The sequence below is a fragment of the Micromonospora sp. NPDC005707 genome (assembly GCF_040631005.1).
Lineage (GTDB): Bacteria > Actinomycetota > Actinomycetes > Mycobacteriales > Micromonosporaceae > Micromonospora.
In genome coordinates this window covers 1-25703 of the sequence record NZ_JBEXYR010000019.1, presented here as the reverse complement: position 1 = coordinate 25703, position 25703 = coordinate 1, and the positions used below count along the sequence as shown (strand labels likewise).

17 protein-coding genes and 1 pseudogene are annotated in these 25703 nt (G+C 76.2%); 2 read left to right on the top strand and 16 right to left on the bottom strand.

Annotated elements, in window-relative coordinates:
* Positions 1-53: 53 nt before the first annotated feature.
* The 9 genes from ABZ452_RS28620 to recN form a co-directional block, all read right to left on the bottom strand.
* Complete coding sequence (locus tag ABZ452_RS28620; protein WP_357949339.1) at positions 54-659, bottom strand: NUDIX hydrolase; 606 nt, start codon at positions 657-659, stop codon at positions 54-56.
* Positions 660-685: 26 nt separating this feature from the next.
* Positions 686-2440 (bottom strand): CTP synthase, encoded by a 1755-nt coding sequence (locus ABZ452_RS28615; RefSeq protein WP_357949336.1) that lies wholly within the window; start codon positions 2438-2440, stop codon positions 686-688.
* Positions 2441-2590: 150 nt separating this feature from the next.
* Positions 2591-4942 (bottom strand): hypothetical protein, encoded by a 2352-nt coding sequence (locus tag ABZ452_RS28610; protein WP_357949333.1) that lies wholly within the window; start codon positions 4940-4942, stop codon positions 2591-2593.
* A complete protein-coding gene (locus ABZ452_RS28605; RefSeq protein ID WP_357949330.1) occupies positions 4942-6075 on the bottom strand; it encodes a glycosyltransferase family 4 protein in 1134 nt (377 codons plus the stop codon). Before ABZ452_RS28605 ends, ABZ452_RS28610 begins: the two co-directional genes overlap by 1 nt.
* Positions 6072-7766 carry a lipid II flippase MurJ gene (locus tag ABZ452_RS28600; RefSeq protein WP_357949327.1) on the bottom strand — a complete coding sequence of 565 codons (1695 nt, stop codon included), beginning with the start codon at positions 7764-7766 and terminating at the stop codon, positions 6072-6074. Before ABZ452_RS28600 ends, ABZ452_RS28605 begins: the two co-directional genes overlap by 4 nt.
* Position 7767: 1 nt before the next feature.
* The gene (locus tag ABZ452_RS28595) at positions 7768-8631 is read right to left on the bottom strand and encodes a hypothetical protein (RefSeq protein ID WP_357949324.1); all 864 of its coding nucleotides are present in this window, start codon (positions 8629-8631) and stop codon (positions 7768-7770) included.
* A 46-nt stretch (positions 8632-8677) separates the two neighbouring features.
* The gene (locus ABZ452_RS28590) at positions 8678-9619 is read right to left on the bottom strand and encodes a copper transporter (protein WP_357949321.1); all 942 of its coding nucleotides are present in this window, start codon (positions 9617-9619) and stop codon (positions 8678-8680) included.
* Between the two features lie 27 nt (positions 9620-9646).
* Positions 9647-10825: a putative cytokinetic ring protein SteA gene (gene steA / locus ABZ452_RS28585; RefSeq protein ID WP_357949319.1), complete on the bottom strand. Its 1179-nt coding sequence runs from the start codon at positions 10823-10825 to the stop codon at positions 9647-9649.
* Positions 10826-10943: 118 nt separating this feature from the next.
* Positions 10944-12701, bottom strand: coding sequence for a DNA repair protein RecN (gene recN, locus ABZ452_RS28580; protein WP_151463418.1), 1758 nt, complete (start codon positions 12699-12701; stop codon positions 10944-10946).
* A 79-nt stretch (positions 12702-12780) separates the two neighbouring features.
* Between recN and ABZ452_RS28575 the strand changes: the two genes are divergently transcribed.
* A complete protein-coding gene (locus ABZ452_RS28575; protein WP_357949315.1) occupies positions 12781-13764 on the top strand; it encodes a helix-turn-helix domain-containing protein in 984 nt (327 codons plus the stop codon).
* Positions 13765-13933: 169 nt separating this feature from the next.
* Here the strand turns inward: ABZ452_RS28575 and ABZ452_RS28570 are convergent, their stop codons facing one another.
* The 5 genes from ABZ452_RS28570 to ABZ452_RS28550 form a co-directional block, all read right to left on the bottom strand.
* A complete protein-coding gene (locus ABZ452_RS28570; protein WP_357949313.1) occupies positions 13934-17662 on the bottom strand; it encodes a S8 family serine peptidase in 3729 nt (1242 codons plus the stop codon).
* A 684-nt stretch (positions 17663-18346) separates the two neighbouring features.
* A complete protein-coding gene (locus ABZ452_RS28565; protein WP_357949310.1) occupies positions 18347-19231 on the bottom strand; it encodes an NAD kinase in 885 nt (294 codons plus the stop codon).
* Positions 19228-20082 carry a TlyA family RNA methyltransferase gene (locus ABZ452_RS28560; RefSeq protein WP_357949308.1) on the bottom strand — a complete coding sequence of 285 codons (855 nt, stop codon included), beginning with the start codon at positions 20080-20082 and terminating at the stop codon, positions 19228-19230. Before ABZ452_RS28560 ends, ABZ452_RS28565 begins: the two co-directional genes overlap by 4 nt.
* 23 nt (positions 20083-20105) lie before the next feature.
* On the bottom strand, positions 20106-20351 hold the full coding sequence (locus ABZ452_RS28555; protein WP_357949305.1) for a hypothetical protein: 246 nt from the start codon (positions 20349-20351) through the stop codon (positions 20106-20108).
* Positions 20348-21037 (bottom strand): hypothetical protein, encoded by a 690-nt coding sequence (locus ABZ452_RS28550; protein ID WP_357949302.1) that lies wholly within the window; start codon positions 21035-21037, stop codon positions 20348-20350. The genes ABZ452_RS28555 and ABZ452_RS28550 overlap by 4 nt, the downstream gene beginning before the upstream one ends.
* Positions 21038-21148: 111 nt before the next feature.
* Between ABZ452_RS28550 and ABZ452_RS28545 the strand changes: the two genes are divergently transcribed.
* Entirely contained in the window at positions 21149-21484 is a 336-nt protein-coding gene (locus tag ABZ452_RS28545) for an SCP2 sterol-binding domain-containing protein (RefSeq protein ID WP_357949299.1), read from the top strand.
* Positions 21485-21494: 10 nt separating this feature from the next.
* Here the strand turns inward: ABZ452_RS28545 and ABZ452_RS28540 are convergent, their stop codons facing one another.
* Complete coding sequence (locus ABZ452_RS28540; RefSeq protein ID WP_357949555.1) at positions 21495-22490, bottom strand: HAD-IIA family hydrolase; 996 nt, start codon at positions 22488-22490, stop codon at positions 21495-21497.
* A 638-nt stretch (positions 22491-23128) separates the two neighbouring features.
* Positions 23129-23719: pseudogene (locus tag ABZ452_RS28535) on the bottom strand (hypothetical protein); the annotation flags it as partial.
* Between the last annotated feature and the right edge of the window lie 1984 nt (positions 23720-25703).

The following is a 25703-nucleotide window of genomic DNA, read 5'->3' as shown; positions in this document are numbered from 1 at the left end:
GCAGGGGCCGCGCGGTGTTCGCACCGCGCGGCCCCTTCGTCGTCCGACCCGGCCTAGCGGGGCAGCGGCGCCTCCGGGCGGCGCAGCTCGGTGAAGCCGGTCTCCCGGGCGCGGGCGGCGGCGAGCAGCCCGGCCACGCAGGAGGCGTTGGTGATCTCGCCGGCCAGGACCATCCGGACCGCCTCGTCGAGGTCGACGCGGACGACCTGGAGGTCGGCCTCCTCGTCGCGCCGGTCGTGGCGCTGCTCGGCGGGCACGTCGGCGAGGTCGCGGGCCAGGAAGACGCGGACCACCTCGTTGCTGAACCCGGGCGAGCTGTGCAGGTCGACCAGGACGTCGATGCTGCCGGCGGTCAGGTCGGCCTCCTCGGCCAGCTCCCGGGCCGCCGCGGTGGCCAGGTCCTCGCCCCGGACGTCCATCAGCCCGGCGGGCAGCTCCCACAGGTGCCGGCCCACCGGGTGCCGGTACTGGCGGATCAGCACCACCTGGCCGGCGTCGTCGAGGGCCACCACGGCCACCGCGCCGACATGCGTCACGTAGTCGCGGGTGGCGCTGCCCCCGCCGGGCATGGTGACGTCGTCGCTGACCACCGAGAAGATCCGGCCGGACCAGATCTCCCGGTGCCCGGTCACCTCGTACCGGTGCTCCACCGCGCTCACGCCACCACCTCGCTCGCCCCGCTCGCTCACGAGGCGGACGCCGCCTTCGCCGCCGCGGCGCCGCCGTTGCGGCCCGCCTTCTTCGCGGCCGCCTCCGCCGGGGCCTCCAGGTCGACCGGAAGCTGGTCGGCCTCGGAGTACGCCACGGCGGCCTTCACGAACGCCGCGAACAGCGGGTGCGGCCGGGTCGGCCGGCTCTTCAGCTCGGGGTGCGCCTGGGTGGCCACGAAGAACGGGTGCAGGTCCCGGTCCAGCTCGACGAACTCGACCAGCCGGCCGTCCGGCGAGGTGCCGGAGATGGTCAGGCCCGCCTTGGTGAGCTGGTCGCGGTAGGCGTTGTTGACCTCGTACCGGTGCCGGTGCCGCTCGCTGACCTCGGTGCTGCCGTACGCCTCGGCGACCAGCGAACCCTCGGCCAGCTTCGCCGGGTACGCGCCGAGCCGCATGGTGCCGCCCAGGTCGCCCTTGCCGGCGACGATGTCCTCCTGGTCGGCCATGGTGGCGATGACCGGGTGGGTGGCCTCCTCGTCGAACTCCAGCGAGTTCGCCCCGTCGAGGTTGGCCAGGTGACGGGCCACCTCGATGGTCATGCACTGCAGGCCGAGGCAGAGGCCGAGCAGCGGGATGCCGTTCTCCCGGGCGTACCGGGCGGTGCCGATCTTGCCCTCGATGCCGCGGACGCCGAAGCCGCCGGGGATGACGATGCCGTCGACGCCGGCCAGGGCCGCCGCCGCGCCGGCCGGGGTCACGCAGTCGTCGCTGGGCACCCAGCGCAGCTGCACCCGGGCCCGGTGGCCGAAGCCGGCCGCCCGGATCGCCTCGCTCACCGACAGGTACGCGTCGGGCAGGTCGACGTACTTGCCGACCAGCGCCACGGTCACCGTGTGGCGCGGCTGGTGCACCCGGTCGAGCAGGTCGTCCCAGCGGGTCCAGTCCACGTCCCGGAAGGAGAGGCCGAGCCGGCGCACCACGTACGCGTCGAGGCCCTCCCGGTGCAGCACCTTGGGGATGTCGTAGATGCTCGGCGCGTCCGGCGCGGCGGTGACCGCCTCCCGGTCGACGTCGCAGTAGAGCGAGAGCTTCTCCTTGACCTTGTCCGGGATCTCCCGGTCGCAGCGCAGCACCAGGGCGTCCGGCTGGATGCCGATGCTGCGCAGCTGCGCAACCGAGTGCTGGGTCGGCTTGGTCTTCAGCTCACCCGACGGGGCCAGGTAGGGCACCAGCGACACGTGCAGGTAGAAGCAGTTGTCCCGGCCCAGGTCGTGCCGGACCTGGCGGATCGCCTCCAGGAACGGCAGCGACTCGATGTCGCCGACGGTGCCGCCGACCTCGGTGATCACCACGTCGGGGACCTGGCCGCCGGTGTCCGGGTCGGCCATGCCGAGGATCCGCGCCTTGATCTCGTTGGTGATGTGCGGGATGACCTGGACGGTGTCGCCCAGGTATTCGCCGCGCCGCTCCTTGGCGATCACCGCCGAGTAGATCTGCCCGGTGGTGACGTTCGCCTTGCCGGACAGGTCCCGGTCGAGGAACCGCTCGTAGTGGCCGACGTCGAGGTCGGTCTCGGCGCCGTCCTCGGTGACGAAGACCTCGCCGTGCTGGAACGGGTTCATCGTCCCGGGGTCGACGTTGAGGTACGGGTCGAGCTTCTGCATCACGACGCGCAGCCCGCGCGCGGTGAGCAGGTTGCCGAGGCTGGAGGCGGTGAGGCCCTTACCCAGCGAGGAGGCGACGCCCCCGGTGACGAAAATGTGCCTGGTCGTCCGTGCTGAAGGGGCCAAGGCCTGCTCCCGTGTCGTCCGTAGCGGTCGTGCGAACCGCCGTGCCGATCAGCCAAGTGATCACGCGATCCACGGGATTCCACGGTAACACCTCCTCGGCCCCGCAGCGGCGTCGCACCCGCCGTCGGCGCACGTGAAGCCCGGTTCGCCTCAGCCGGCGGGCACCTCGGTCGATGCCGGGCCGGGCTGTGCGGGCACCCGGGGCGCCCGGTCGGCGGCGGCGTCCGGCGCCCCCGTACCCCGGTCTGGGCCCACCGGAGCGCCCTCGGGGGCCTCCGGGTCGGGCTCGGGCCGGGCGGCGCCGCCCGCGCCCGGTACTGCGGCCGCGCGCCCGCCGCTCGGACGGTCCCCGCCCGGGCCGCCGGGCGGAGCCGACCCGCCCTCGTCGCCCGGACGGCCGCTGCCGGGCTGGGTGCGGTCGGTGGAGTGGTCGAGTACCCGCAGGGCCGCCAGGGCCGCCATCGGCACCACCAGGGCCCCCGCCGCCCCGGCCACGTCCAGCGCCGAGCCGCTCAGCACGCCGCCCAGGCCGGCGGCCACGCCGGTGCCGGCCATCGCCGCCCGGATCGCCGGATAGATGCCGAACAGCCGCATGAGGCCGCCCCAGGGCTGGAGCAGGGCGAACCAGACCAGCGCCGCGCCGGCCAGGGCCAGGACGGTCAGCGGGCTGTTCACCAGGGTCTGGAAGTTGGCGGTGCTGGACCGGTGCACGGTCAGCCCGCCGGTGCCGTCGCCGAGCGCGGCGAGGAAGCGCCCCAGGCTCCCCCGCTCGGCCTCCGGGCGGCCCACGTCGACCACGGCGAAGCCGATGGTGACCGCCAGCCCGGCCATGGTGGCCCAGGCCAGCCGGCTCACGGTCAGCCAGCCGCCGGTGCAGATGGCGGCGGCGACGCTCACCCCGGCGGTGAGCGCGATCGCGCCGATCGAGTCGGCCCCCAGGTAGGGGCTGCCCACGATGACGACGGCCGCCCCGCCGACCGCGACCATCACCATCGGCCGCCAGGCCCGGCGGACCCGCTGCGCCAGCCAGCCGCCGCAGAGCAGCGAGCCGGCGATGAACACGCCCAGCCCGACCGTGCCCAGGCCGGCGTACCGGCCGCCCTCCAGCGCCGAGTAGCCGATCACGCCGTTGAGCTGCAACCGGGAGCCGGTGAGCACGTCCACCCCGACCACCAGGGTGGCCAGGGCGGCCACCGCGCCGAGCGGACCGAGGGTGCGCTCGTGACCGGGGGTGAACCGGACCGCGGCGGTGCCGCCGACGGTCAGCAGGGCGGTGACGGAGGCGAACCACCAGCCGGCGTGCGACCCGCGCCACCAGGGCACGGCGTCGGCGAGCAGGGCGGCCGGCACGGCGAGCGCGGCGGCGATCAGCAGCAACTCCACCGCCGCCACCACCCGCCGGGACACCGGCTCGGGCCCGTGCGGGCCGGCGTGCCGGCGGGCCCGGCGCAGCAGCGGCAGCACCGCCACGGCGAGGGCCACCTGGGCGGCGGCGAGCAGGGTGAAGAACCAGCCGGCGACCCGGCGCTGGGCGGCGGCCTCGCGGTCCGCGTCGGCGGGCGCGTCGATCGCGGCGCGCAGGTCGTCGGGGCGGTCTCCGACGGACATGGCGGGGCGGCCGACGAAGAGCCGCTCCGGCATCGGGCGGCCCAGTGCGGCCAGCGCCGTGGGCGCCAGGTCGACCAGTTGCAGGTAGCCCTCGCGGGCGGTGCTCGGCGAGGTCAGCCAGCCCCGGCCCCAGCCCGGACCGTCGGCCACCGCGACGTGCAGCCGGGACGGGGTGTCGGTGTCCGAGACCCCGGCCACCAGGACCAGCGAGTGGGGCGGCCGGGCGGCGAGCACCCGGGCGAGCTGGGCGTCCACCTGGCGGGCCTGCGCGGCCCGGTTGGTCGGATCCGCGCCGTCGACGGTGCCCAGGTCGACGATGCTCAGCACACAGGAGCCGAGCAGCTTCGCCGGGTCGGCGGGGAGCACCGGCGCGTACCGGTCGACCCGGCCGAACGGGCGGGCGGCGGCCACCGCGGCGCCCGGGCCGACCGCCACCGAGCAGCGCACCGACTCGGACAGCGCGCCCGGGGTGGTCCCCCAGGAGAGCCGATCCTGGTTGTACGCGACGACGCTCTCCTGGTCGGGCAGGTTCGCGCCGATCCCGTCGGGCTGCTCGACGGTCACCCCGGTGGCCGGGCAGCCCCCGCCCGGCCGGCTGCCGTTCCAGGCGGCGAAGTTGCCGGCGCCCAGGGTGAGCCAGCCGTCGACCGGGCAGGTGGGCCGGTGCGCGGAACGTACCGACAGGGAGCCGATCGAGCCCTGCTCGGCCATCCGCCACAGGGTGGGGGTGGTCTGCGGGTCGACGTCCTCCCAGCGCAGCCCGGCCGCCCCGGCCAGCACCACGAAGTCGGCGCTGCGCTCGGGCGCGCCGTCGTCCGGGCGCGCGGCCAGCGCGGTGATGCCGAGCGCCACCACGACAAGGGTCAGCAGCACCGGGGTCAGTTTGCGCAGCATCACCGGTTCCCCGTCGAGTGCTCGGGCGTCAGCTCGGCGTAGAGGTCGACGAGGGCGCCCGTGGTGTCCGCCTCGGTCGGCCAGGTCGCGGCCCGGGCGGCGCCCCGCCGGCCCAGGTCGGCGCGTCGGGCCTCGTCGTCCAGCAGGTCGCGCACCGCCGCGTCGACGGCGTCCACGTCCCCGGCGGGGACCAGCACCGCCGCGTCGCCGACCAGCTCCGGCAGGCCGCCGACGGCGGTCGCCACCAGCGGCACGCCGGCACCCAGCGCCTCCTGGGCGAAGAGCTGGCGGGCCTCCCAGTCGCTGGTCACCACGGCCAGGTCCGCGGCGGCGAGGAGGTCGGCCACGTCGGTGCGGTGCCCGAGCAGGGTCACCGGCGCCCGGGCGGCCGAGATCCGCGCGGCGAGCGGGAGGTACGCGGGCCCGCTGCCGGCGATCACCACCAGCGGCGCGGGCTGCCGGGTACGCCACCGGGCGGCCGCGTCGATCAGGATGTCGTACCGCTTCTGCGGGTGCAGCCGGCCCACCGAGAGGATCAGCGGCCGGTCGGCGCCGACCCCGAACTCGGCGCGGACGGCGGCCCGGCGGCGGCGCGGCGCGGGCAGTGCCGGCGCGGCGACCGGGGCGAGGCGGGCGTCGGCGGCGCCGAGCGCGGCGGCCCGGTCGACCAGGTCGGCGGAGGCGCCCAGGGCGACCCGGACGTTCCGGGCGACGATCCGCTCGGCCAGCCGGGACAGCCCGCCGCGCAGCCCGCCGGCCAGCACGGCGTTGTGCCACGTGACCACGAGCGGTGCGGCCGGGCGGGCGAGCACGGCGACCAGGCCGGCGCGCAGCCCGTGCGCGTGCACCACGTCGACCGGCGGGTCGGCCAGGGCCTGGCGCAGCGCGGCGACGGCGCGCGCGTCGGCCGGGGTGGGACTGGCGGGGATCTCCACCGGCGTGAACCGGGCGCCCACCCCGGTGAAGTCGAACTGGTCCTGGGTGGCGGCCGGGCCGCAGACCAGCACGGACGCGCCGGCTTCGGTCAGGCCCCGGGCGATCGAGCGGACGTGCTGCCCGACGCCACCGGTGCTGGAGGCGAGCACCAGGGCCACGGAGCCGGGCCACCGCGGCGCCGACGAGGCGTCCGTCATGAGGAAACGGTCTCCTTTCCGTCGCCCCGCTCGCCGGGACGCTGGTCCTCCCCCGGGCCGTCGCCCCCGCCGGGCGGGCGTCGCCGGCCGAGCCGGCGGGTCACGGCCGCGAGCAGCGGCCGGACGTCGCGGGCGTCGATCAACCAGGCGACGGCGAGGAACAGCGCGGCGACCACGACCCCGGACAGCATGCCCTGCACGAGGGCCTCCGCTGTCGTCGGGGTCCCGCCGGCGAGCCCGGCGAGTCCCCGGGCGGTGGCCGCGCCGCCGAGCCCCGCGACCGCAGCGGCGAGCAGGCCGGCGGCCCCGGCCCGCCCGACGCCGGCCAGCGCGGCCGGGCCGGCGGAGCGGAGCACGGCGACGATCAGCAGCCCGCCGAGGAGCAGCATGCCGGCGGAGGTGGCCAGGGTCACGGCGAGCACCCGGTCGGCCAGGGGCAGCAGGTGCGCGAGAAGCACGGCCAGCGCCGGCACGCTGAGCCAGCCGAGCGCGGTGGCGACGGTGGCCGCCCGGGTCTCCCCCCGCGCGTAGAGGGCCCGGGTGAGCACCGCGAACAGGCCGTAGCCGAGCAGACCGGGAGCGAAGCCGGCGATGCCCGCCGCGGCCGTGCCCGCGTCGGCGGGGTCGAAGAAGAAGTGCCCGACCGGGCCGGCCACGCCGACCAGCGCGGCGGCCCCCAGGAGGCTGAACAGCACCACCCCGCGCACCGCCGGGGCGAGGGTGTCCTGGTAGGCGCGCTCGTCGCCGGCCGCCCGGGCCGCCACCAGCGTCGGATACGCGGCCACCGCGAGCGGCACGGCCAGCACCGCCCAGGGCAGGAAGTAGATCGTCTGGGCCAGGTTGTAGACGCCGACGTCGGCGGTCCGGCCGTAGGTGACCTGGTTGAGCGCGACGACCAGGGCGATCTGCTGGGCGGCGACGGTGACCACCCCGGCCACGGCCAGCCCGCCGACCCGGGCCCGGGCGTCGGCGGGGAACCGGAAGCCGAGCCGCGGCCGCAGCCCGAGCCGGCGCAGCGGGACCAGCAGGGACAGCGACAGCACCACCACGCCGAGCGTGGTGCCGCCGGAGAGCAGCAGCTCACCGCCGGGCCCGACCTCGGTGACGCGGGCCAGCCGCCCCTCCGCGGCGGTGAAGCCGAGGTAGACCACGATGACGGTGACGCTGGACAGCAGCGGGGCGATCACCGGCCAGGCGAACCGCCGGTGCGCCTGGAGGACCCCGGTGAGCACGATGCCGACGCCGTAGAGCGGCAACTGGGGGGCGAAGACCCGCAGCATCCGCGCCCCGGCCTCCTGCTGGGCGCCGTCCAGGCCGTGGCCGAGCAGCCCCAGCAGCGGGTCGGCGAGCAGCGCCACCAGCACCGCGAGGGGCACCAGCAGGCTGAGCGTCCAGGTGAGCAGGGCACCGGTGGTGGCGGCCACCGCCCGCCGGTCCCCCGCCTCGACCGCGCCGGCCAGCAGCGGTACGACAAGGCTGGCCAGCGCGCCACCGGCGACGATCTCGAAGATGAAGTTCGGGACGTAGTTCGCCACCAGGTAGGCGCCACCGAGGTCGGTGGGGGCGAGCGTCCAGGTGAAGACCGCGGTGCGGCCGAAGCCGGCCAGCCGGCTGACGACGGTGAGGACGGCGATGAGGGCGGCCGCTCCGGCCACGCGGCCGGCGCCGGCGAGGGGTGCCGGTTTCGTCACGTCAGTCGGCGAGCCGGCCCAGCTCGTCGAGATGCCGCAGCCCCGGGGTCCGCTGGATCACCTGGGTGAAGCTCACCTTCTCGCTGGCGGCGGTGAGGGCGGCGAGCACGGCCAGCACGCCGGCCCGGCCCAGTGGCCCGGTCCGCGCGGCCAGGCTCACCCCGAGCACCGCGCCGAGCGCGTTGGCGCCGCTGTCGCCGAGCATGACCCGCTCGTCGAGGTCCTCCTGGACCAGCCCGGCGGCCGCCCCGACCGCGCCCGCCGCGATGCCCCCGAACGGGCCGCCGGCGATGGGTGCGCCGAGCAGCATGCCGGCCTTGAGCGCCCGGCCGGGGCGCAGGTCGAGCAGGTTGACCAGGTTGGCGGTGCCGGCCACCACGCCGGCGCCGAGCAGCACGTCGAGCCCGCGGCGGAGGCCGCCGGCCGCCTGCCGGCGAGGGTGCGCGGCGACGCGCGGGTCGGCGGCGAGCAGCGCCGCGGCGCCGAGCCCGGCCGCGCCCACGCCGGCGATCTTCACCAGCCCGGCGGTGACCCGCCCCTCGCGCAGCGCGGCCAGGTGCCCCGCGAAGCCCTTGGCGGCCTTCTGGTCGGGGCGCGCGCCGACGATGTCGTCGTAGAGGCCCACGGAGCCCGCGCCCACCCCGGCGAGCAGGGCGGCCGCGCCGGCCGGGGCGCTGCCGGCACCGAGCGCGCCCGCGGTGGCCGCGCCGACCGCGAGGGCGGGTCCGGCGGCCAGGGTGACGGTGCGGCCCCGGAAGTTGGTGCGCTCCAGCGCCGGCGCGCTCGGCGAGCTGCGCACCTCCCGCAGCACGTAGCGGGCGGCCAGCGCCCCGGCGCCGACGGCCAGCAGCCGACCCAGTCTCACGCGACCCCTCCGATCCGGATGTTCAGCGCGACGCGGTACGGACCGGTCACTGGGGCAGTCTAGGCAGCAGCGCGGCGGCGTTGTCGCCGACGCCGTACTGGCCGGCCTTCTTCTCGGTCAGCTGCTGCACGAGGGCGAGGCTGGTGACCAGCTGCCCCTGCACGGTGTTGGCGTTGTCGACGGTCGAGATGGTCTGGGACAGCACCGGGTCGCCCCGGACCACCGAGACCACGTTGCCGCCCGCCGAACCCATGCCGCCGACCACGATCGCGCCGGTGCGGTCGAACTGCTCGGCGATCTTCACCACCGATTCGTCCTTCTCCGCCGAGTACTTGTCGACGTAGGGCTGGCCGCTGACCAGCACGACCGCCTCGGCGGCACCGCCGATCTTGTCCTGCGGGGTGAGGTAGCCGGAGTTGGTGTACTGCTGGACCACCGCGCGGCGGTCCGCGTCGGTGACCGCCGGGCTGCCCTGCGGCCGGTCCAGCAGCACGCTGGCGAGCAGCGCGCTGGAGGTCTCCACGCCGTGCCCGTTGCCGGGCAGGCCGGAGGTGGGCACGCTGTTCGGGCGGGCCGCCGTGACGGCCAGCTCCAGCAGGTTGTTGTTGCTGTCCGGGTTGATGAACTTGTCCTGGACGTCGATCCGGGCGGTGACGTTGGCCCCGGCGAGCTGCAGCATCTTGACCACGCCCTCGGTGTGGTCCCGGCCGCTGGGCAGGCTGAGCACCAGCACCCGCCGGCCGTTCAGCTTGCCGGGGAGGATGACCTGCGCCATCTCGGCGGCGAAGTCCTCCTCCATGTCCAGTTCCTTCTGGAGGCTGTTGACCGACTGGCGCATCAGCGAGTTGTCCTTGCTGAGCCCGTTGACCCGCTCCTTGAGCGAGTCGGCCACCGGGCCGTTCAAGGCGGCCGTGCCGACCACCAGGCCGATGGCCAGCGCCAGGAAGACCGCGGTCAGGGACACCACGTGGTAGCGGAAATTGATCACGCTTGCAGCCTCTTGATCGTCGGGGAGCTAGAAGATCTGGCCGAGCTGGAACACGAAATTGTCCCACCACTCCGACACCACACCCAAATACGCCTTCCCGACTGTGGATACCGCCACCGCGGAGGCCATCGCGGCCACCGCCGAGAGGATGAGCAGCAGCAGCGAGGAACCGGAGATGCTCTGCCGGTAGAGCCGGCTGACGCCCTTCGCGTCGACCAGCTTGCCGCCCACCTTCAGCCGGGTCAGGAAGGTCGAGGCCATGCCGCCCCGGCCCTTGTCGAGGAACTCCACCAGGGTGGCGTGGGTGCCGACGGCCACCAGCAGCGAGGCGCCCTTCTCGTCGGCCAGCAGCATGGCCAGGTCCTCGCTGGTGGCCGCGGCCGGGAAGGTGATCGCCGGCACACCGAGGCCCTCGACCCGGGCCAGGCCCGGCGCCCGGCCGTCCGGGTAGGCGTGCACGATCACCTCGGCGCCGCAGCGCAGCACGTCGTCGGTGACCGAGTCCATGTCGCCGATGATCATGTCGGGGGTGTAGCCGGCCTCGACCAGCGCGTCGGCGCCGCCGTCCACGCCGATCAGCACCGGCTTGAACTCCCGGATGTAGGGGCGCAGCACGTCCAGGTCGGCCTTGTAGTCGTAGCCGCGGACCACGATCAGGCAGTGCCGGCCCTGGATCTCGGTCTGGATCTCCGGCACGCCGACGCCGTCGAGCAGCAGGTCGCGCTCCTGCTTGAGGTAGTCCATGGTGTTGGCGGCGAACGCCTCCAACTGCACCGACAGCCCCTCGCGGGCGTCGGCCATCGACTTCGCCACGGTCTCGGCGTCCTGCAGGGCGCCGTGCGCGACCGGCTCCTCGCCGACGAAGACCGTGTTGCCCTCGATGCGCACCACGTCGCCCTCGCGGATCTGCTCGAAGACGCTCTCGCCGAGGTCGTCCAGCAGCGGGATGCCCGCCGCGATCAGCACCTCGGGGCCGAGGTTCGGGTAGCGCCCCGACACCGACGGCTTGGCGTTGAGCACGGCCGCGACACCGACGGCCACCAGCGAGTCGGCCGCCACCCGGTCCAGGTCGACGTGGTCGATGACCGCGATGTCGCCCGGCCGGAGCCGCCCGACCAGCCGCTTCGTCCGGCGGTCGAGGCGCGCGGTACCGAGGACTGAGCCCGGTTCCGCGTTCCGGGTCCGGCGCAACGTGGGTAGACGCATCGTGACCATCCTGGCATGTGAGGCATGTTTTGCTGTCGCGACATGCCTGAGCAGGGCCGCCTACCCAGGGAAGCACACCGGAGCGCACGCCGGTGTGCTTGCGCTCACAATCTCGGGATCACGGGCGCCTTTCCTTGGCCGCCACGGCCAGGAGCTCCTCCGCATGCGCGATACCCAGATCCGAGTCCGGCAAACCGGCGAGCATCCGGGCGAGCTCGCGGGCCCGCTCAGTGTCCTCCACCACCCGGACGCCGCTCGTGGTGACCGCTCCCCCGGTGTCCTTCGCCACCACGAGGTGCCGGTCGGCGAACGCCGCGACCTGCGGCAGGTGGGTGACCACGAGCACCTGGTGGCTGCGGGCCAGCCGGGCCAGCCGGCGGCCGATCTCCACCGCGGCCTGCCCGCCGACGCCCGCGTCGACCTCGTCGAAGACCAGCGTGGGCGGGCCGCCCGAGCCGGCGAAGACCACCTCGATGGCGAGCATCACCCGGGACAGCTCGCCACCGGAGGCGCCCCGCTGCAACGGCAGCGCCGGCGCGCCCGGGTGGGCGAGCAGCCGCAGCTCCACCTCGTCGGCGCCGTCCGGCCCGACGCCGGCCTCGACCCCGTTGACCGGCAGGCTCGGCTCGGCCCGCCCGGCCGGCCGGGGCAGCACGGCCACCTCGATCCGGGCGTGGGGCATGGCCAGCCCGGCCAGCTCGACGGTGACCTGCTCGGCGAAGCGGACCGCGGCCTCCTGCCGGGAGGTGGAGACCCGGCCGGCCAGGTCGGCCACCTCACCGGCGAGCCGGGCCGCCTCCCGGTCCAGCTCGTCCAGCAGGTCGTCGGAGGTGTCCAGGTCGGACAGCCGGGTGCGGGCCCGCTCGGCCCAGGCGATCACGCCGTCGACGTCGTCCGCGTATTTCCGGGTGAGGCCGCGCAGCGCGGCCCGGCGCTCGTAGACGGTCTGCAGGCGGGCCGGGTCGGCGTCGAGCGCGGCCAGGTAGGTCGACAGCTCGGCGGAGACGTCGGTGACCAGGGTGGCCGCCTCCTCCAGCCGGGCGGCCAGCTCCCCCAGGGCCGGGTCGGTGCCGGCCTGCGCCTCGAGGGTGCGCCGGGCGGTGCCGAGCAGCGCGGTGGCGTCGGGGGTGTCGTCGGCCGCCTCGACGCCGCCCGCCACGCACTGCTGGGCCACCTGGGCCGCGGTGCGCAGCCCCTCGGCGTGCTCCAGGCGCTGCGCCTCCGCCTTCAGCTCGTCGTCCTCGCCCGGCTGCGGGTCGACCCGCGTGATCTCGTCGAGGCCGAGCCGGAGCAGATCGGCCTCCTGGTTGCGCTCGCGCGCGTTGCGCCGCCGGTCGGCCAGGTCGTCGACCACCGCCCGCCACCGGGTGTGCGCCTCGCGCAGCGCGTCGAGCAGCTTCTCGTGCTCCGGGCCGGCGAACCGGTCGAGCGCGGCCCGCTGCTCGGCCGGGCGCAGCAGGCGGAGCTGGTCGGACTGGCCGTGCACGGCCACCACCTGCTCGCCGACCTCACCCAGCATCGACACCGGCATGCCGCGGCCGCCCAGGTGCGCGCGGGACCGGCCCTCGACGGTCACCGTGCGGCTCAGCAGCAGCGAGCCGTCCTCGTCGGGTTCGCCGCCCGCGTCGGTGATCCGGGCGTGCACCGTCCCGGCCACCCGACCGTCCAGCCGCAGCCGGCCCTCCACCACGGCGCGGCCCGGTTGGGCCCGGACCCGGCCGGCGTCGGCCCGGCCGCCGAAGAGCAGGCCGAGGCCGGTCACCACCATGGTCTTGCCCGCACCGGTCTCGCCGGTGATGACGTTCATCCCGCCGGTCAGCGGCAGCGTGGTGTCCTCGATGACGCCCAGTCCGGTGATGCGCAGCTCTTCCAGCACAGCACCCGACAGTAGACGCGTCCTCCGACACTTGACCAGCCGGCGCGGTGCCCGTGGCGGGGTCGTACAGTTCTGCCCCGTGCTGGACGTGATCGGCCTGACCCCCGACGAGGAACGGCTCTACCGCTGCCTCGTGCAGCTCACGACCGCGCGGGCCGGCGAGCTGGCCGAGCGGCTCGGCCGCCCGCACGCGGACATCCTGGCCCAGCTCGACGCCCTGCGCGGCAAGGGACTGGTGCTGCCGGCCGGGCCGGAGCCCGACGCGCCGCTGCGGCCGCTGGCGCCCGACGTCCCGCTCGGCGAGGCGCTGCTGCGCCGCCAGGAGGCCCTCGAGTCGGCCCGCGCGGCGGTCACCCAGCTCACCGAGGAGTACCGGGCCGGAATGCGCCGGCACGACGCCGAGCATCTGGTCGAGGTCGTCACCGGCGCCCGGGCGCTCCGCGAGCGCCTGCGCGACCTGCAGAACGGCGCCCGGTCCGAGGTGCTCTGGTTCTGCCGGGCGAACCCCCTCGCCATGGCCGGCCAGGAGAACGTCGAGGAGTTCGACGCGCTGGCCCGCGGGGTCCGCTACCGGGCCATCTACGAACGCGGGATGCTCCTCGAACCGGGCGCGCTGGCGGACGTCGAGCAGGGCGTACGCGCCGGTGAGCAGGCCCGCGTCCTCGACCGGCTGCCCGTCCGGCTGGCCATCGTGGACGGCCGGACGGCGGTCTGCCCGCTCGTGCCGGAGCGGGACAGCGGCGAACCGAGCGCCGCGGTGATCGGCCGCAGCCAGCTGCTGGACGCGCTGCTCGCGCTGTTCGAGAGCCACTGGCTGATGGCGACGCCGTTGGGCCCGGCCGCCCCGCCGATCGCCCGGGACGGCGACGGCTATCGGCCGGACCCCGACGAGGCGCGGCTGCTCTCGCTCTTCGTGGCCGGGGTGCCGGACAAGTCGATCGCCTCGCAGCTCGGCGTGAGCCGGCGTACGGTGCAGCGCCGGCTGGCCGACCTCATGGAGCTCGCCGGCGTGGACACCCGGCCGGGGCTGGCCTTCCAGGTCGCCCGGCGGGGCTGGATCTGAGCCGGGCGGGGCGGCACGAGGTCGCCCAGCCCGGACGGGGCGGCACCCTCAGAACCGACGAGGCGCCGCCCCGCTTTGGCCGGGCGGGACGGCACCCTCGGAACCGACGAGGCGCCGCCCCGCCGTAGCCGGGCGGGGCGGCACCCCCGGGGCCGCCCCGCCCGACGATTCAGCGCAGCCCGTACGCGTCGAGCACGGTCTGCTCGACGGTGTTCCCGGCGCGGTCCCGGGCGTGGGTGCGCAGCGACACCGTGCCGTGCCCGGCCGGCACCGCGGCGGTGAACCGGGTGCCGGAGCCGTGCACCGGCACCGCCCGCCAGCTCCGCCCGCCGTCGAACGACACGTCGACGGTGACCCGACCGCCGGTCGGCGCCGGCAGCCCCGCCGGCTGGCGCAGGGTCAGCTCCAGCCGGTGCGGCCGGCCGGCCACCTCGCCGCGCAGGTCGGCCGGCACCCGGTAGTCGACCTGGAGCAGCGGCAGTGGCCGGGCGGCGGAACCGGCCGGGCGGGCCGAGGTGAACTCCCAGGCCGTCTCGGTGCGGGTGGACCGCTGCCACTCGTCGGAGGACCGCCCAGTGGTGACGTCCAGCCGGTAGCGGGCGGCGTCCGGGGTGGTGGGCACGGGCGCCCAGCCGCCGGTGAGGTCGGCGATCTGCTGCCCGTCCCGGCTCAGCCGGCGCTCGACGGTGTCCTGCTCCTCGCCGTACCCGGCCGGGCTGTAGTGCCCGTCCGCGTCGACGAACTCGGCGACCCGCAGGTCCAGGGTGTCGCCGGTGCGCGTGGGCACCGGGGCTCCGGCGCTCGCCGGCACGGCCGGCCGCACCACCGGGGCGTGCCAGGTCGCGGTGACCCGGTCGTCGGCGGCGTACCGCCGGGGCTGCTCGGCGAGCCCGCCGAGCAGCGGCCCCCAGGACCAGGTGAGCCGGTGCAGGACCCGCTGCTGCCACCAGGAGTCCCCGGCGCTGACGAACTCCTGCCGGGTGGTGCCGGTACGCACCATCCGCTGGTCGTCGTTCCAGGAGTACTCCTGCCAGGGGCGCCAGCCGAACCGCTGCTCGGTGGCCCAGTCGGACCCGCCGGTGTCGGCGTAGCGGGTGGTCACCTCGGCGGTGTTGTCCGCCGTCACCCGGTGCACGATCCGCTCGGGGACCCGCCCCTTCGACACCTGCCACACGTCGTACAGGTAGGGGCTGTCCACGGTCAGCGTCACGTCGAGGGTCGCGCGGCCGCTCTTCGCCGCGGCGATCATCCGCTGTCCGTCGTCGTTCGCGACCACCAGCGACGGGATCGGCAACCGATCCCCGTCCGGGCGCCAGACCGTCCACGCGCTCCGGTCCGCCGGACGGACGATGAGCACCATGGCGGCGCCGGCCGCCGTGGCGTCGGCGATCTGGTCCTCCTCGGCGCGGTCGTAGCTGCCGGCCACCAGCGCGGCCGCACCTCGGGCGCCGGCCCGGGCCAGCTCGGCGGCGGTGCCGTCGCCCGCCCAGACCAGCGGGAGCTTCCGCCGGCCCGCCGGAGCCGGCGACTGGCCCAGCAGGTTGATGTCCAGCGGACCGGCGACCTTACCGACCTTGGCGTCCACCATGGGCGCCACCAGCTGCCAGCGGGAGGCGAACTCGAACTCGCCCCGGCTCACCGGCCGCGTCGGGGTGACGTTGACCTGCTGGGTCGTGCTGAAGTTCATGACGCCGTGGTCGACCTGCCGGCCGTTGCCGAAGATCCGGTGCTCGTAGAAGCTGATCGCCGCCCGCTGCTCGGTCGGCTTCGGCGTCTCGATCCGCACCGGCGTGCCCTTGCGCGGGTCGAGGACCACCGTCAGGTCCCGGTCGACCATGAGCTCGGGGTCGGTGACCAGGGTGATCTGCTCGTCCAGCGGGGCGCCGTGCTCGATCAGGCCTTCCAGCAGGTACGGACCCTCCTCGACCTGCACCTGCCACCCGGTGGGGGGAAGCCAGAGCAGCTGGTCCGAGTCGGAGTGCTCACCGAAGAGGGTGACCACCGGCGAGAGGCCGGGCTGCCCGGCCATGTCCAGGGCGCGCAGGGTGACGGTGTGGATCGGGCCGCTGAGGGTGAGCCCGACGGCCGTGCGTACCGCGACACCGTCCGCGCCGGTGGCCACCAGCCACCCGCCATGCACTCCCCGCTCCAGCTTCGCCGGGTCGGCGTGCAGCGGGACGTTCACGCTTCCGCCGGCCGGCACGGTCACCTCGGTGCCGTCGAGCGAGATCCCGTCCGGCTCGGCGGCGCCGCTGTCGAGGTTGCGCAGCTCCAGGGCCAGCCGCAGGGTCTGCGGGGACGCGGTGCCGTTGGTGTACGTCACGGTCCGCTCCGCCGCCGCGCCGCCGGTGTTCACCCGGCCGAAGTCGGCGGTGGCCGAGCCGTACACCCGCTGGCTCAGCGCGCGGGCCACGTCGACCCGGCCGCCGCCCTGCTCGTAGACGGTCAGCGTGGGGTTCGCCTTCGCGGTGCTGGCCGGCGCGTCCTTGAGCTTCCCGGCGGTCCAGTCCGGGTGTTCCTGGGCGAGGATCGCGGCCGCGCCGGCCACGTGCGGGGTCGCCATCGACGTCCCGGACGCCCGCGTGTACGCCGCGTCCACCGGCGTACCCATGGTGGTGCCGGAGGCGCGGGCGGCGGCGATGCCGACACCCGGCGCGGTGATCTCCGGCTTGAGGCCGTTGTCGCCCAACCGCGGTCCGCGGCTGGAGAAGTCGGCCAGGTTGTCGTCGCGGTCCACCGCACCGACGGTGAGCGCGGCCGCGGCCGCGCCGGGCGACCCGACGGTGCCCGCCGCCCCCTCGTTGCCGGCGGCGATCACGAAGAGCGCGCCGGTCTCGGCGGTGAGGTCGTTGACCGCCTGGCTCATCGGGTCGGTGCCGTCGGTGGCCGGGCCGCCGAGGCTCATGCTGACCACCTTCGCGCCGGAGTGGGCGGCCCACTCCATGCCCGCGATGATCCCCGAGTCGTAGCCGCTGCCACCGTCGTCGAGCACCTTGCCGATCAGCAGCCGCGCGCCTGGCGCGACGCCCTTGCGCAGGCCGTCGGAGGCGGCGCCGCTGCCGGCGATGGTGGACGCCACGTGGGTGCCGTGGCCGTGACCGTCCCGGGCGCTGCCGCTGCCGGTGAAGTCCTGCGCCTCGGCGATCCGACCGGCCAGGTCGGGGTGGGTGGCGTCGACGCCGGTGTCGAGCACCGCGACCCGGACGCCGGTGCCGTCCCGGCCGGCCGCCCACGCGGCCGGGGCGCCGATCTGCGGCACGCTGTGCTCCAGCGCCGGGTGCACCCGCCCGTCGAGCCAGATCCGGGCGATGCCACCACCGAGGCGGGGCGCGGCGCTTGCGCTCCGGGCTGCCGGCGTGCCGCCCAGCGTGGTCCACAGCCCACCGAGGTTGGCCTTGTCGACCCGCAGCGCGGCGCCGTTGATGCTCGGCAGCGCACGGGTCGCGGTGGCGCCGGCCAGCGCCTGCACGCGGCCGGCGGCCGGCTGCTGGTAGCGGACGATCAGCGGCAGCGTGCCCTGCGCGGCGTCGCCGTAGCCCTCGGCGGCCAGCTCCTCCACGTCGAACAGGTCCGGGTCGAGCGCCCCGGCGGTGAGGTACGGGACGACGTCGCTGGGCAGCACGCGCAGCCCGCCGTCGACCTCCAGGGTGTGGAAGGTGACCCGCTCCCGGCCGGGACCGGGGTGGACCGTGGCGGCGACCCGGCCGGGCGCGGCCCGGACGAGGTCGACCCGGTCGCCGGTGATGAGGGTGATGCGGGCGGGTGCGGCGCCCGGGGCGGCCGTGGCCGGGCTCGGGCCGGTGGGCCGGGCGGCCGGATCGGCGGACGCCGGTGCGGCGAGCCCGACCACCAGCGCCCCGACCGCGCCGGCGGCGAGCCAGCGTGGGGACCGGTGCATGCGATGCGCTCCTCTGCTCGGGGGCCGGCCTCGGGGGGGGGATTGAGGCCGGCCCACCGGAGTCTGCGACGGAGATCATCTGCCGGTCACTAGGTACGCCGCGCCGCACCGGCGACATGTCGCCAGGTGGACACGAGGTTGCCGCGACGGGACGAGCGGATGGTCACCGCCCCGGAGCCCGCGGTGGTCGGATCGCCGGAGCGGCGATGGTCGGGGTGCCGGAACGAGTGCGTAGCCGCCCGGTTCGTGAGCCGCCGTTTCCTCCGACGGCGGCTCGCCGATCCGGCCGACCCGACCGGGGTCGAAACCCGGCCGGGCGCGGCTCGCCGTCCGCCCGCCGCGGCCGGCCGCGACTCCTCCGGCACCCCGACCGTCGTGGACCCGACCACCCCCTGGCCAGGGCCACGACCGTCGGACCGCGCGGTCCGGGCGGACACGGGCCTCACCGCCCCGCCCGGACTCCACCTCGACGCAGCCCGGACGCCCCGATCGCCGTCCGTGCGACGGCGTCACCGGCCCCGACGGGCGCCCGCCGCGGGGGCGGAGACATCCGCCCCGGCCCGGTGCCGGCGACGTACGCCGGAACCCGGCGCGGCGTGCGTCGGGGGAGGCTCCTACCGTAACCCGCCCGCGGCCGGCACCGGGTACGCCGAACGGGCGACGCGGCCTTCGCTGAGTCGCCGGTCAGCGACGGCTGCCGCGCCAGCCCTGCACGGGCAGGTCGAACTTGGCCACCAGCCGGTCGGTGAACGGCCGCGCCCGGAGCCGGACGATGCGCACCGGCAGCGCGCCCCGGCGCACGGTGACCCGGGCGCCCGGGGGCAGGTCGTAGACCCGCCGGCCGTCGCAGCAGAGCACCGCGAGGGTGGTGAACGGGTCCACGGTGATCGCGAAAGTGGACGTCGGCGCGGTGACGAGGGGGCGGCTGAACAGCGCGTGCGCGCTGATCGGCACCAGCAGCAGCGCCTCCACCTCGGGCCAGACCACCGGCCCCCCGCCGGAGAACGCGTACGCCGTGGAGCCGGTGGGGGTCGCGCAGACCACGCCGTCGCAGCCGTAACGGGACAGCGGCCGGCCGTCCACGTCGACGAGCAGCTCCAGCATCTGGGCCCGCTCGCCCTTCTCCACGCTGATCTCGTTGAGCGCCCACGACTCGACGGTCGGGCCGCCCTCGAACTCGGCGGTGACGTCGAGGGTGAGCCGTTCGTCCACGGTGTAGTTGCGCCCGACCACGTCGCGCACCGCGCTGTCCAGGTCGTCCATCTCCGCCTCGGCCAGGAAGCCGACCTTGCCGAGGTTGATGCCGAGCAGGGGCGCCTTCGCCGGGCGGGCCAGCTCGGCGGCGCGCAGGAACGTGCCGTCCCCGCCGAGCGCGAAGACGATCTCGGCGCCCTCGGCCGCCTCCGGGCCAGTCACCGGCACCACGCCGGGCAGGTCCAGATCGTCGGCCTCCTCGGCGACCACCCGCACCTCGAAGCCGGCCGCGATGAGGTCGGCGGCCACCGCGCGCGCGTGCTCGGTGCTGCGCCGACGGCCCGTGTGCGTCACCAGCAGAGCGGTCCGGCTCACCCGGACACCTCCTCAGTCGTGGCCTGCGGGCCGGCGGCCGGAAATCCCTGCGGGCCGGCGGCCACCACCGCGTGCACCCGATCGGGGTCCGCGGCCGGCGCGTCCCGGCGTAACCATACGAAGAACTCGACGTTGCCGCTCGGCCCGGGCAGCGGGCTGGCGGCCACGCCGGCCAGGCCCAGCCCGAGCTGCGCGGCCGCGGCGGCCACGTCGAGCACGGCCTCGGCGCGCAGCTCCGGGTCACGGACCACGCCACCCGCGCCGACCCGGTCCCGGCCCACCTCGAACTGCGGCTTGACCATCAGCGCCAGGTCGCCGTCGGGCCGCGTGCAACCGGCCAGCGCGGGCAGCACCAGCCGCAGCGAGATGAACGACAGGTCGGCCACCGTCAGGTCGACCGGGCCGCCGATGGCCTCCGGCGTGAGGGTACGCACGTTGGTGCGCTCGAAGACGCGCACCCGCTCGTCGTTGCGCAGGGACCAGGCGAGCTGCCCGTAGCCGACGTCGACCGCCACCACCTCGGCGGCGTCGGCGCGCAGCAGCACGTCGGTGAAGCCGCCGGTGGAGGCGCCCGCGTCCAGGCAGCGCCGGCCGACCACGGTCAGCCCGCCGGAAGTGAACGCGGCGAGCGCGCCGGCCAGCTTGTGACCGCCCCGGGAGACGTACTCGTCGGCGGGGTCCTCGCCCGTGACCAGCAGCGGGTCGGCGGGGTCGACCATCGCGGCGGCCTTGCGGGCCGGCACCCCGCGCAGCTGGACGCGACGGGCCTCCACCAGCGCGGCGGCCTGCTCACGGGAGCGGGCCAGGCCGCGGCGGACGAGTTCGGCATCCAGCCGGGTGCGACGTGCCATCGGTGGTTGTTCTCCGCCTCTTTTCAGGCCTGGTCGATGCTGGCCAGGGTCTCGCGCAGCGTCTCGTACGCCGCCTCGTACTGGGCGATCTGGTCCGCCGGGGAGAGCGCCTCGGCGTTGATCATGGCGTGCACGGCGGCGTCCACCGCCGGGTGCCGTGCCTCGCCGACCTCCTCGACCGGCGCCGGCCGCGCGCCGGGGGGCGGGGCGGGCCGGGGACCGGCCGGCGGCGGTCCGGGACGCGGGCCGGGCCGGAAGGGCCCGGTCACGACGCGGCACCGCCGGTCGGCTTGCGGCCGGCGGACTTCTTCGCCGGGCGCACCGGGGCGGCCGGCGACTCCTCGGCCGGGGTCTTCGCGACGGTGGCCGGCGGCTTCTTCGCGATGGCCTTCTTCGCTACGGCCTTCTTCGCGACGGCCTTGGTGCGCGCGGGCACGGGGGGCGCCGAGACGGGCGCCTCGGCGGCCGGCGCGGCCGGGGCCGGTCGGCCGGCGCCCGGCTCGCCCTCGGCCGGCCCCGTGGCGGTCGGCTCCCCGGAGGGCGTCACCTCACCGGCGCCCGCCGTCTCGGCGGCCAGCGGCGGGGAGGCCGGCGTGCGCAGGGCGTCGCTCTCCGGCCCGCCGGCGGGCTTCGCGCCCGCCTCCGCCGCGGGGGTCTTCGCCTCGCGCAGCTGCCGCTCCAGGTCGTGCACCCGGCGGGTCAGCTCGGCGACCTCGTCGGCGGTGGCCAGCCCGACCGCGCCCAGCGCGCGGTCGACCTCGAAGCGGACCAGCTTGGTCAACGCCTCCCGGTTCGCCATCCCGGTGGAGACCAGCTCCTCGGCGAGCGACTGGAGCTGGGCGGCGGTCGCGCCGCCCTGGCCGACCACGCGCTTCACGGCGTCCTGGGCCTTCTTCCGGGGCGCCTCCGTCAGGCCCATGGCCAGCTCGAGGTAGGCGCGCCACGCGTCCTGCATGCCAGAGTCCTTCCGCGGGGCGGGGTGTGCAGGTGTCACGCTACCGGGCGCCCCGGACGCCCCATTGCGGTACGGTGCCGGGAACGGCGTGGCGAGTGGTGAGGAGACGATGTGGCCAGCGTGGACGAGTGCCGGCAGGCGTTGCAGGACCTGGCCGCCCGGCTGGACCGGCACGCCGACGTGCAGGGGCGGATCGACCTCGACCGCACGCTCGCCTGCCGGATCACCGACCTGGACACCGCGTTCCACGGGCGACTCGAAGGCGGCCGGCTCGTCGACCTCACCGACGGCGACGACCCGAAGGCGAAGATCGCGCTGAGCGCCACCAGCGACGACCTGGTCGCCCTGGTGCACGGTCAGCTCGACGTCATGAAGGCCGTGGGCGCCCGGCGGGTGTCGATCAAGGCGAACCCGTTCGACCTGATGAAGCTCCGCAAGCTGCTCTGACCCGCGCCGGTCAGCCCGCCAGGCCGAGCGCCGCCAGGGCCTCCTCCGCCGCCGCGGACGCCGGCCGCACCCGCGGGCCGGCCGCCGTCGACCAGGCCGCCGCGCAGAGCGCCGCGAGGGCGTCCAGCGGGCGTCCCGCCCCGTCGAGGGCCAGCCCCCCGTCGCCCGCGGTCGCCGACCAGCCGCCGGCGTCCGCCGTGCCCGGCACCCGCACCACGGCCGCCGGGTCGAAGAGCCCCGCCAGGTCGAAGGAGACGTACGCGGGCCGGCGCGGCTCGGGCGCGGCCAGCAGCTCGGCCACGTCGCTGACCCCGGTGAGCACCAGCAGGCTGTCCAGTCCGGCCCGGCGGGCGCCCTCGATGTCGGTGTCCAGCCGGTCGCCGACCACCAGCGTCCGGCCCGAACCGGCCCGGCGGGCGGCCGTGGCGAACAGCGCCGGCTCCGGCTTGCCCACCACCACGTCGGGATCCCGTCCCAGCGCCGTACGTAGCACCGCCACCAGCGAGCCGTTGCCCGGCAGCGGGCCGCGCGGGCTGGGCAGGGTGCGGTCGGTGTTGGTGGCGTACCAGGGCGCTCCCGACCGGACCGCCAGCGACGCCTCGGCCAGGTCGGACCAGCCGACCTGTGGGCCGTACCCCTGGGCCACGGCGGCCGGCTCCTCGTCCACCGTCGAGACCGGGCGCAGGCCCACGGCGCGCAGCTCCGCGCGCAGCGCCTCCGCCCCGACCACCAGCACCGGCGCGCCGGCGGGCAGCCGGTCGCGCAGCAGCTCGGCGGTGGCGGCCGCGGAGGTCAGCACCTCCTCCGGCCCGGCCGGCACACCCATGCCGGTGAGCAGGTCGGCCACCTCGCTGGAGCGGCGCGACGCGTTGTTCGTCGCGTAGGCGACCGCCCGGCCCTCGCCGTGCAGCCGGCCGACCGCCTCGACCGCGCCGGGGATCGGCCGGTCGATCAGGTAGATCACCCCGTCCAGGTCGAAGACGACCAGGGCGTACCCGTCGACCAGCCGGCCGCCCGTTCCGGCCCGGTCGCGTTCCTCGCGACCCGGACCGGAACCCGCGTCCCCGGCGCTACCGGTCACCGGCGCTCCGACTCCGAAGCCTCGTCGCCCGGGGCGTCCGGGCCGGCCGCGTCCACGGCGGCGGCGCGGGTGTCGGCGGCGAGCGAGCGCGCCTCCGCGTCGGTCAGCTCGTCGTCGCCCAGGTCCGCCGCGTCCCGGTCCCGGTATCCGGCAGCCTCGCCGGCCGGTACCGCGTCAGCGGCGCCCGCGGCGATGGAGTCCGCCGTGTCTGCGTCGGCGCGCAGCCGGGCGTCACCGTCGAGGTCGTCGTCATCGTCGAGGTCGTCGCCCTCGTCGTCGTCCCGGTCCGCGTCGCCGTCGAGGTCGGCGTCCTCGTCGTCGAGGTCGTCCTCGTCGTCGTCGAGGTCGTCGTCCTCGTCGTCGTCGAGGTCGTCGTCCTCGTCGTCGTCGAGGTCGTCGTCCTCGTCGTCGTCGAGGTCGTCGTCGTCCTCGTCGTCGAGGTCGTCGTCGTCCTCGTCGTCGAGGTCGTCGTCGTCCTCGTCGTCGAGGTCGTCGTCGTCCTCGTCGTCCTCGTCATCGAGGTCGTCGTCGTCCTCGTCGCCGAGGTCGGCGGAGTCGCTGGTGAGGTCGGCGTCGGGACGGGCCGGCACGGCGCCCGGGGCGCCCGGGCCGGCGGCGAACTCCTCGTCCTCCTCCTCGTCGTCGCCCTCGATGACGACGCCGTCCAGCTCCAGCAGCCGCTCGGCGGCGTCAGTCTCGCCCTCGGCGTCCACGTCGGCGGCCCGGGAGAACCACTCCCGCGCCTCCTCGCTCCGGCCCACCGCCAGCAGCGCGTCCGCATACGCGTAGCGCAGCCGGGCCGCCCACGACTCGGTCGAGTCGGCGGTCAACTCGGGGACCTGGAGCATGGCCACCGCCGCGTCCTTCTGGCCGAGGTCACCCCGGGCCCCGCTGGCCACGATCAGCAGCTCGATGGCGACGGCCTGGTCGAGCTTGTCCCGGTCCGCGCCGCGGAACAGGTCGATGGCCCGCTCGGGGCGACCCAGCGCCCGCTCGCAGTCGGCCAGCACCGCCAGGTGGCTCTGCAGCCCGGTCATCCGGTGGTAGGTGCGCAGCTCGGCGACGGCCGTCTGCCACTCCCCCGCGTGGTACGCGGCCAGCCCGACCGCCTCCCGCACCGCGGCGATCCGCGAGGCGAGCCGGCGCGCGGCCATGGCGTGCGCCAGCGCCTCGGCCGGGTCGTCGTCGATCAGCAGCCCGGTCGCGACCAGGTGCCGGGCGACGGTCTCCGCCACCGGCTTGGCGAGGGAGAGCAGCTCCGCGCGGACGGCCGAGTCGAGGTCGCTGGCGACCACCTCGTCCGGCAGCGCCGGCGCCTCACCCGTACGCCCCTCGGCGCGCTCGTCCTGCCGCTCCCGGTACGCGCCGTCCTGCCGGCGGTCGTCCCGGTCGTAACCCCGGCGCTCGCCGTCCCGCTCGGTACGCTCACTCCCGCCACGGCCCTCGCGGTCGTCACGACGGAAGCCGCCGGGCCGCTCGTCGCGGCGGAAGCCCTCGCGGCGGTCGCCGCCGAAGCCACCCTCGCGGCGCTCGCCACCACGCGGCCCGCCTGCGCGGTCGTCGCGGCGGAAGCCGCCGGGCCGCTCGCCGCCGGCATAGCCCTCGCGACGCTCGCCGCCACGGAAGCCCTCACGGCGCTCGCCGCCGAAGCCACCTTCACGACGCTCGCCGCCGCGGAAGCCGCCCTCACGACGCTCGCCGCCACCTTCGCGACGCTCGCCGCCGCGGAAGCCACCCTCACGGCGCTCACCGCCGCGGAAGCCACCCTCACGGCGATCGCCACCACGGAAGCCACCCTCGCGACGCTCGCCGCCACCTTCGCGACGCTCGCCCCCGCGGAAGCCACCCTCACGGCGCTCGCCACCGCGGAAGCCGCCCTCGCGGTCGCCCCCACGGAAGCCACCCTCGCGACGCTCGCCGCCACCTTCGCGACGCTCGCCCCCGCGGAAGCCACCTTCGCGACGCTCGCCGCCGAAGCCACCTTCGCGGCGGTCACCGCCACGGAAGCCACCCTCACGACGGTCGCCACCGCGGAAGCCACCCTCACGGTCGCCCCCACGGAAGCCGCCCTCACGACGGTCGCCACCGCGGAAGCCCTCGCGGCGCTCGCCGCCGGAACCACCCTCGCGGCGATCACCGCCACGGAAGCCACCCTCACGACGGTCGCCACCGAAGCCACCTTCGCGACGCTCGCCCCCGCGGAAGCCCTCACGACGCTCGCCGCCGAAGCCACCTTCGCGGCGGTCACCGCCGCGGAAGCCACCCTCACGACGCTCACCACCGCGGAAGCCACCCTCACGGCGGTCGCCACCGCGGAAGCCCTCGCGGCGCTCGCCGCCGGAACCACCTTCGCGACGCTCGCCGCCACGGAAGCCGCCCTCGCGGTCGCCCCCACGGAAGCCACCCTCACGGCGCTCGCCGCCGCGGAACCCGCCCTCGCGGCGCTCGCCGCCGCGGAACCCGCCCTCGCGGCGCTCGCCGCCGGCGAAGCCACCCTCACGACGCTCACCGCCGCGGAAGCCGCCCTCACGGTCGCCCCCACGGAAGCCGCCCTCACGCCGGTCCCCGCCACGGAAACCGCCCTCACGGTCGCCCCCACGGAAGCCGCCCTCGCGACGCTCACCACCGCGGAAGCCGCCCTCGCGACGCTCGCCGCCGGCGAAACCGCCACGGCGCTCACCACCACGGAAGCCACCCTCGCGGCGCTCACCGCCGGCGTTGCCGTCCCGGCGCTCACCACCGCGGAAACCGCCCTCGCGGTCGCCGCCGCGGAAGCCACCCTCGCGACGCTCGCCCCCGCGGGAGCCACCGTCACGGTCGTCACGGCGGAAGCCGCCCTCGCGGCGGTCGCCGCCACGGAAGCCGCCCCGCGGGCCGCCCGAGCGGTCGTCGCGGTCGCCACGGTACGAGGGACGGTCATCGCGGCGGGCGTCGCCGCGCCCCTGCCCGCGCTCGGCACGGTCCTCGTAACGACGGGGGCGATCCTCGCCCTGCGGTCCTGAACTCACGGGTACATCCTTCCTCATTGCGTCCTCCAAGGACGCTAACGCAGTCGAGGGCCGACCCTGCTGGGGCGGCCCTCGACTGGAAGATTGTCCGGCGGTGTCCTACTCTCCCACACCCTCCCGAGTGCAGTAC

Bases quoted from the DNA above. Each gene is read 5' to 3' on its own strand.
- steA (WP_357949319.1), bottom strand. From the start codon at position 10,825: ATGCGTCTACCCACGTTGCGCCGGACCCGGAACGCGGAACCGGGCTCA.
- ABZ452_RS28610 (WP_357949333.1), bottom strand. From the start codon at position 4,942: ATGCTGCGCAAACTGACCCCGGTGCTGCTGACCCTTGTCGTGGTGGCG.
- ABZ452_RS28550 (WP_357949302.1), bottom strand. From the start codon at position 21,037: ATGCAGGACGCGTGGCGCGCCTACCTCGAGCTGGCCATGGGCCTGACG.
- ABZ452_RS28605 (WP_357949330.1), bottom strand. From the start codon at position 6,075: ATGACGGACGCCTCGTCGGCGCCGCGGTGGCCCGGCTCCGTGGCCCTG.
- ABZ452_RS28560 (WP_357949308.1), bottom strand. From the start codon at position 20,082: ATGGCACGTCGCACCCGGCTGGATGCCGAACTCGTCCGCCGCGGCCTG.
- ABZ452_RS28570 (WP_357949313.1), bottom strand. From the start codon at position 17,662: ATGCACCGGTCCCCACGCTGGCTCGCCGCCGGCGCGGTCGGGGCGCTG.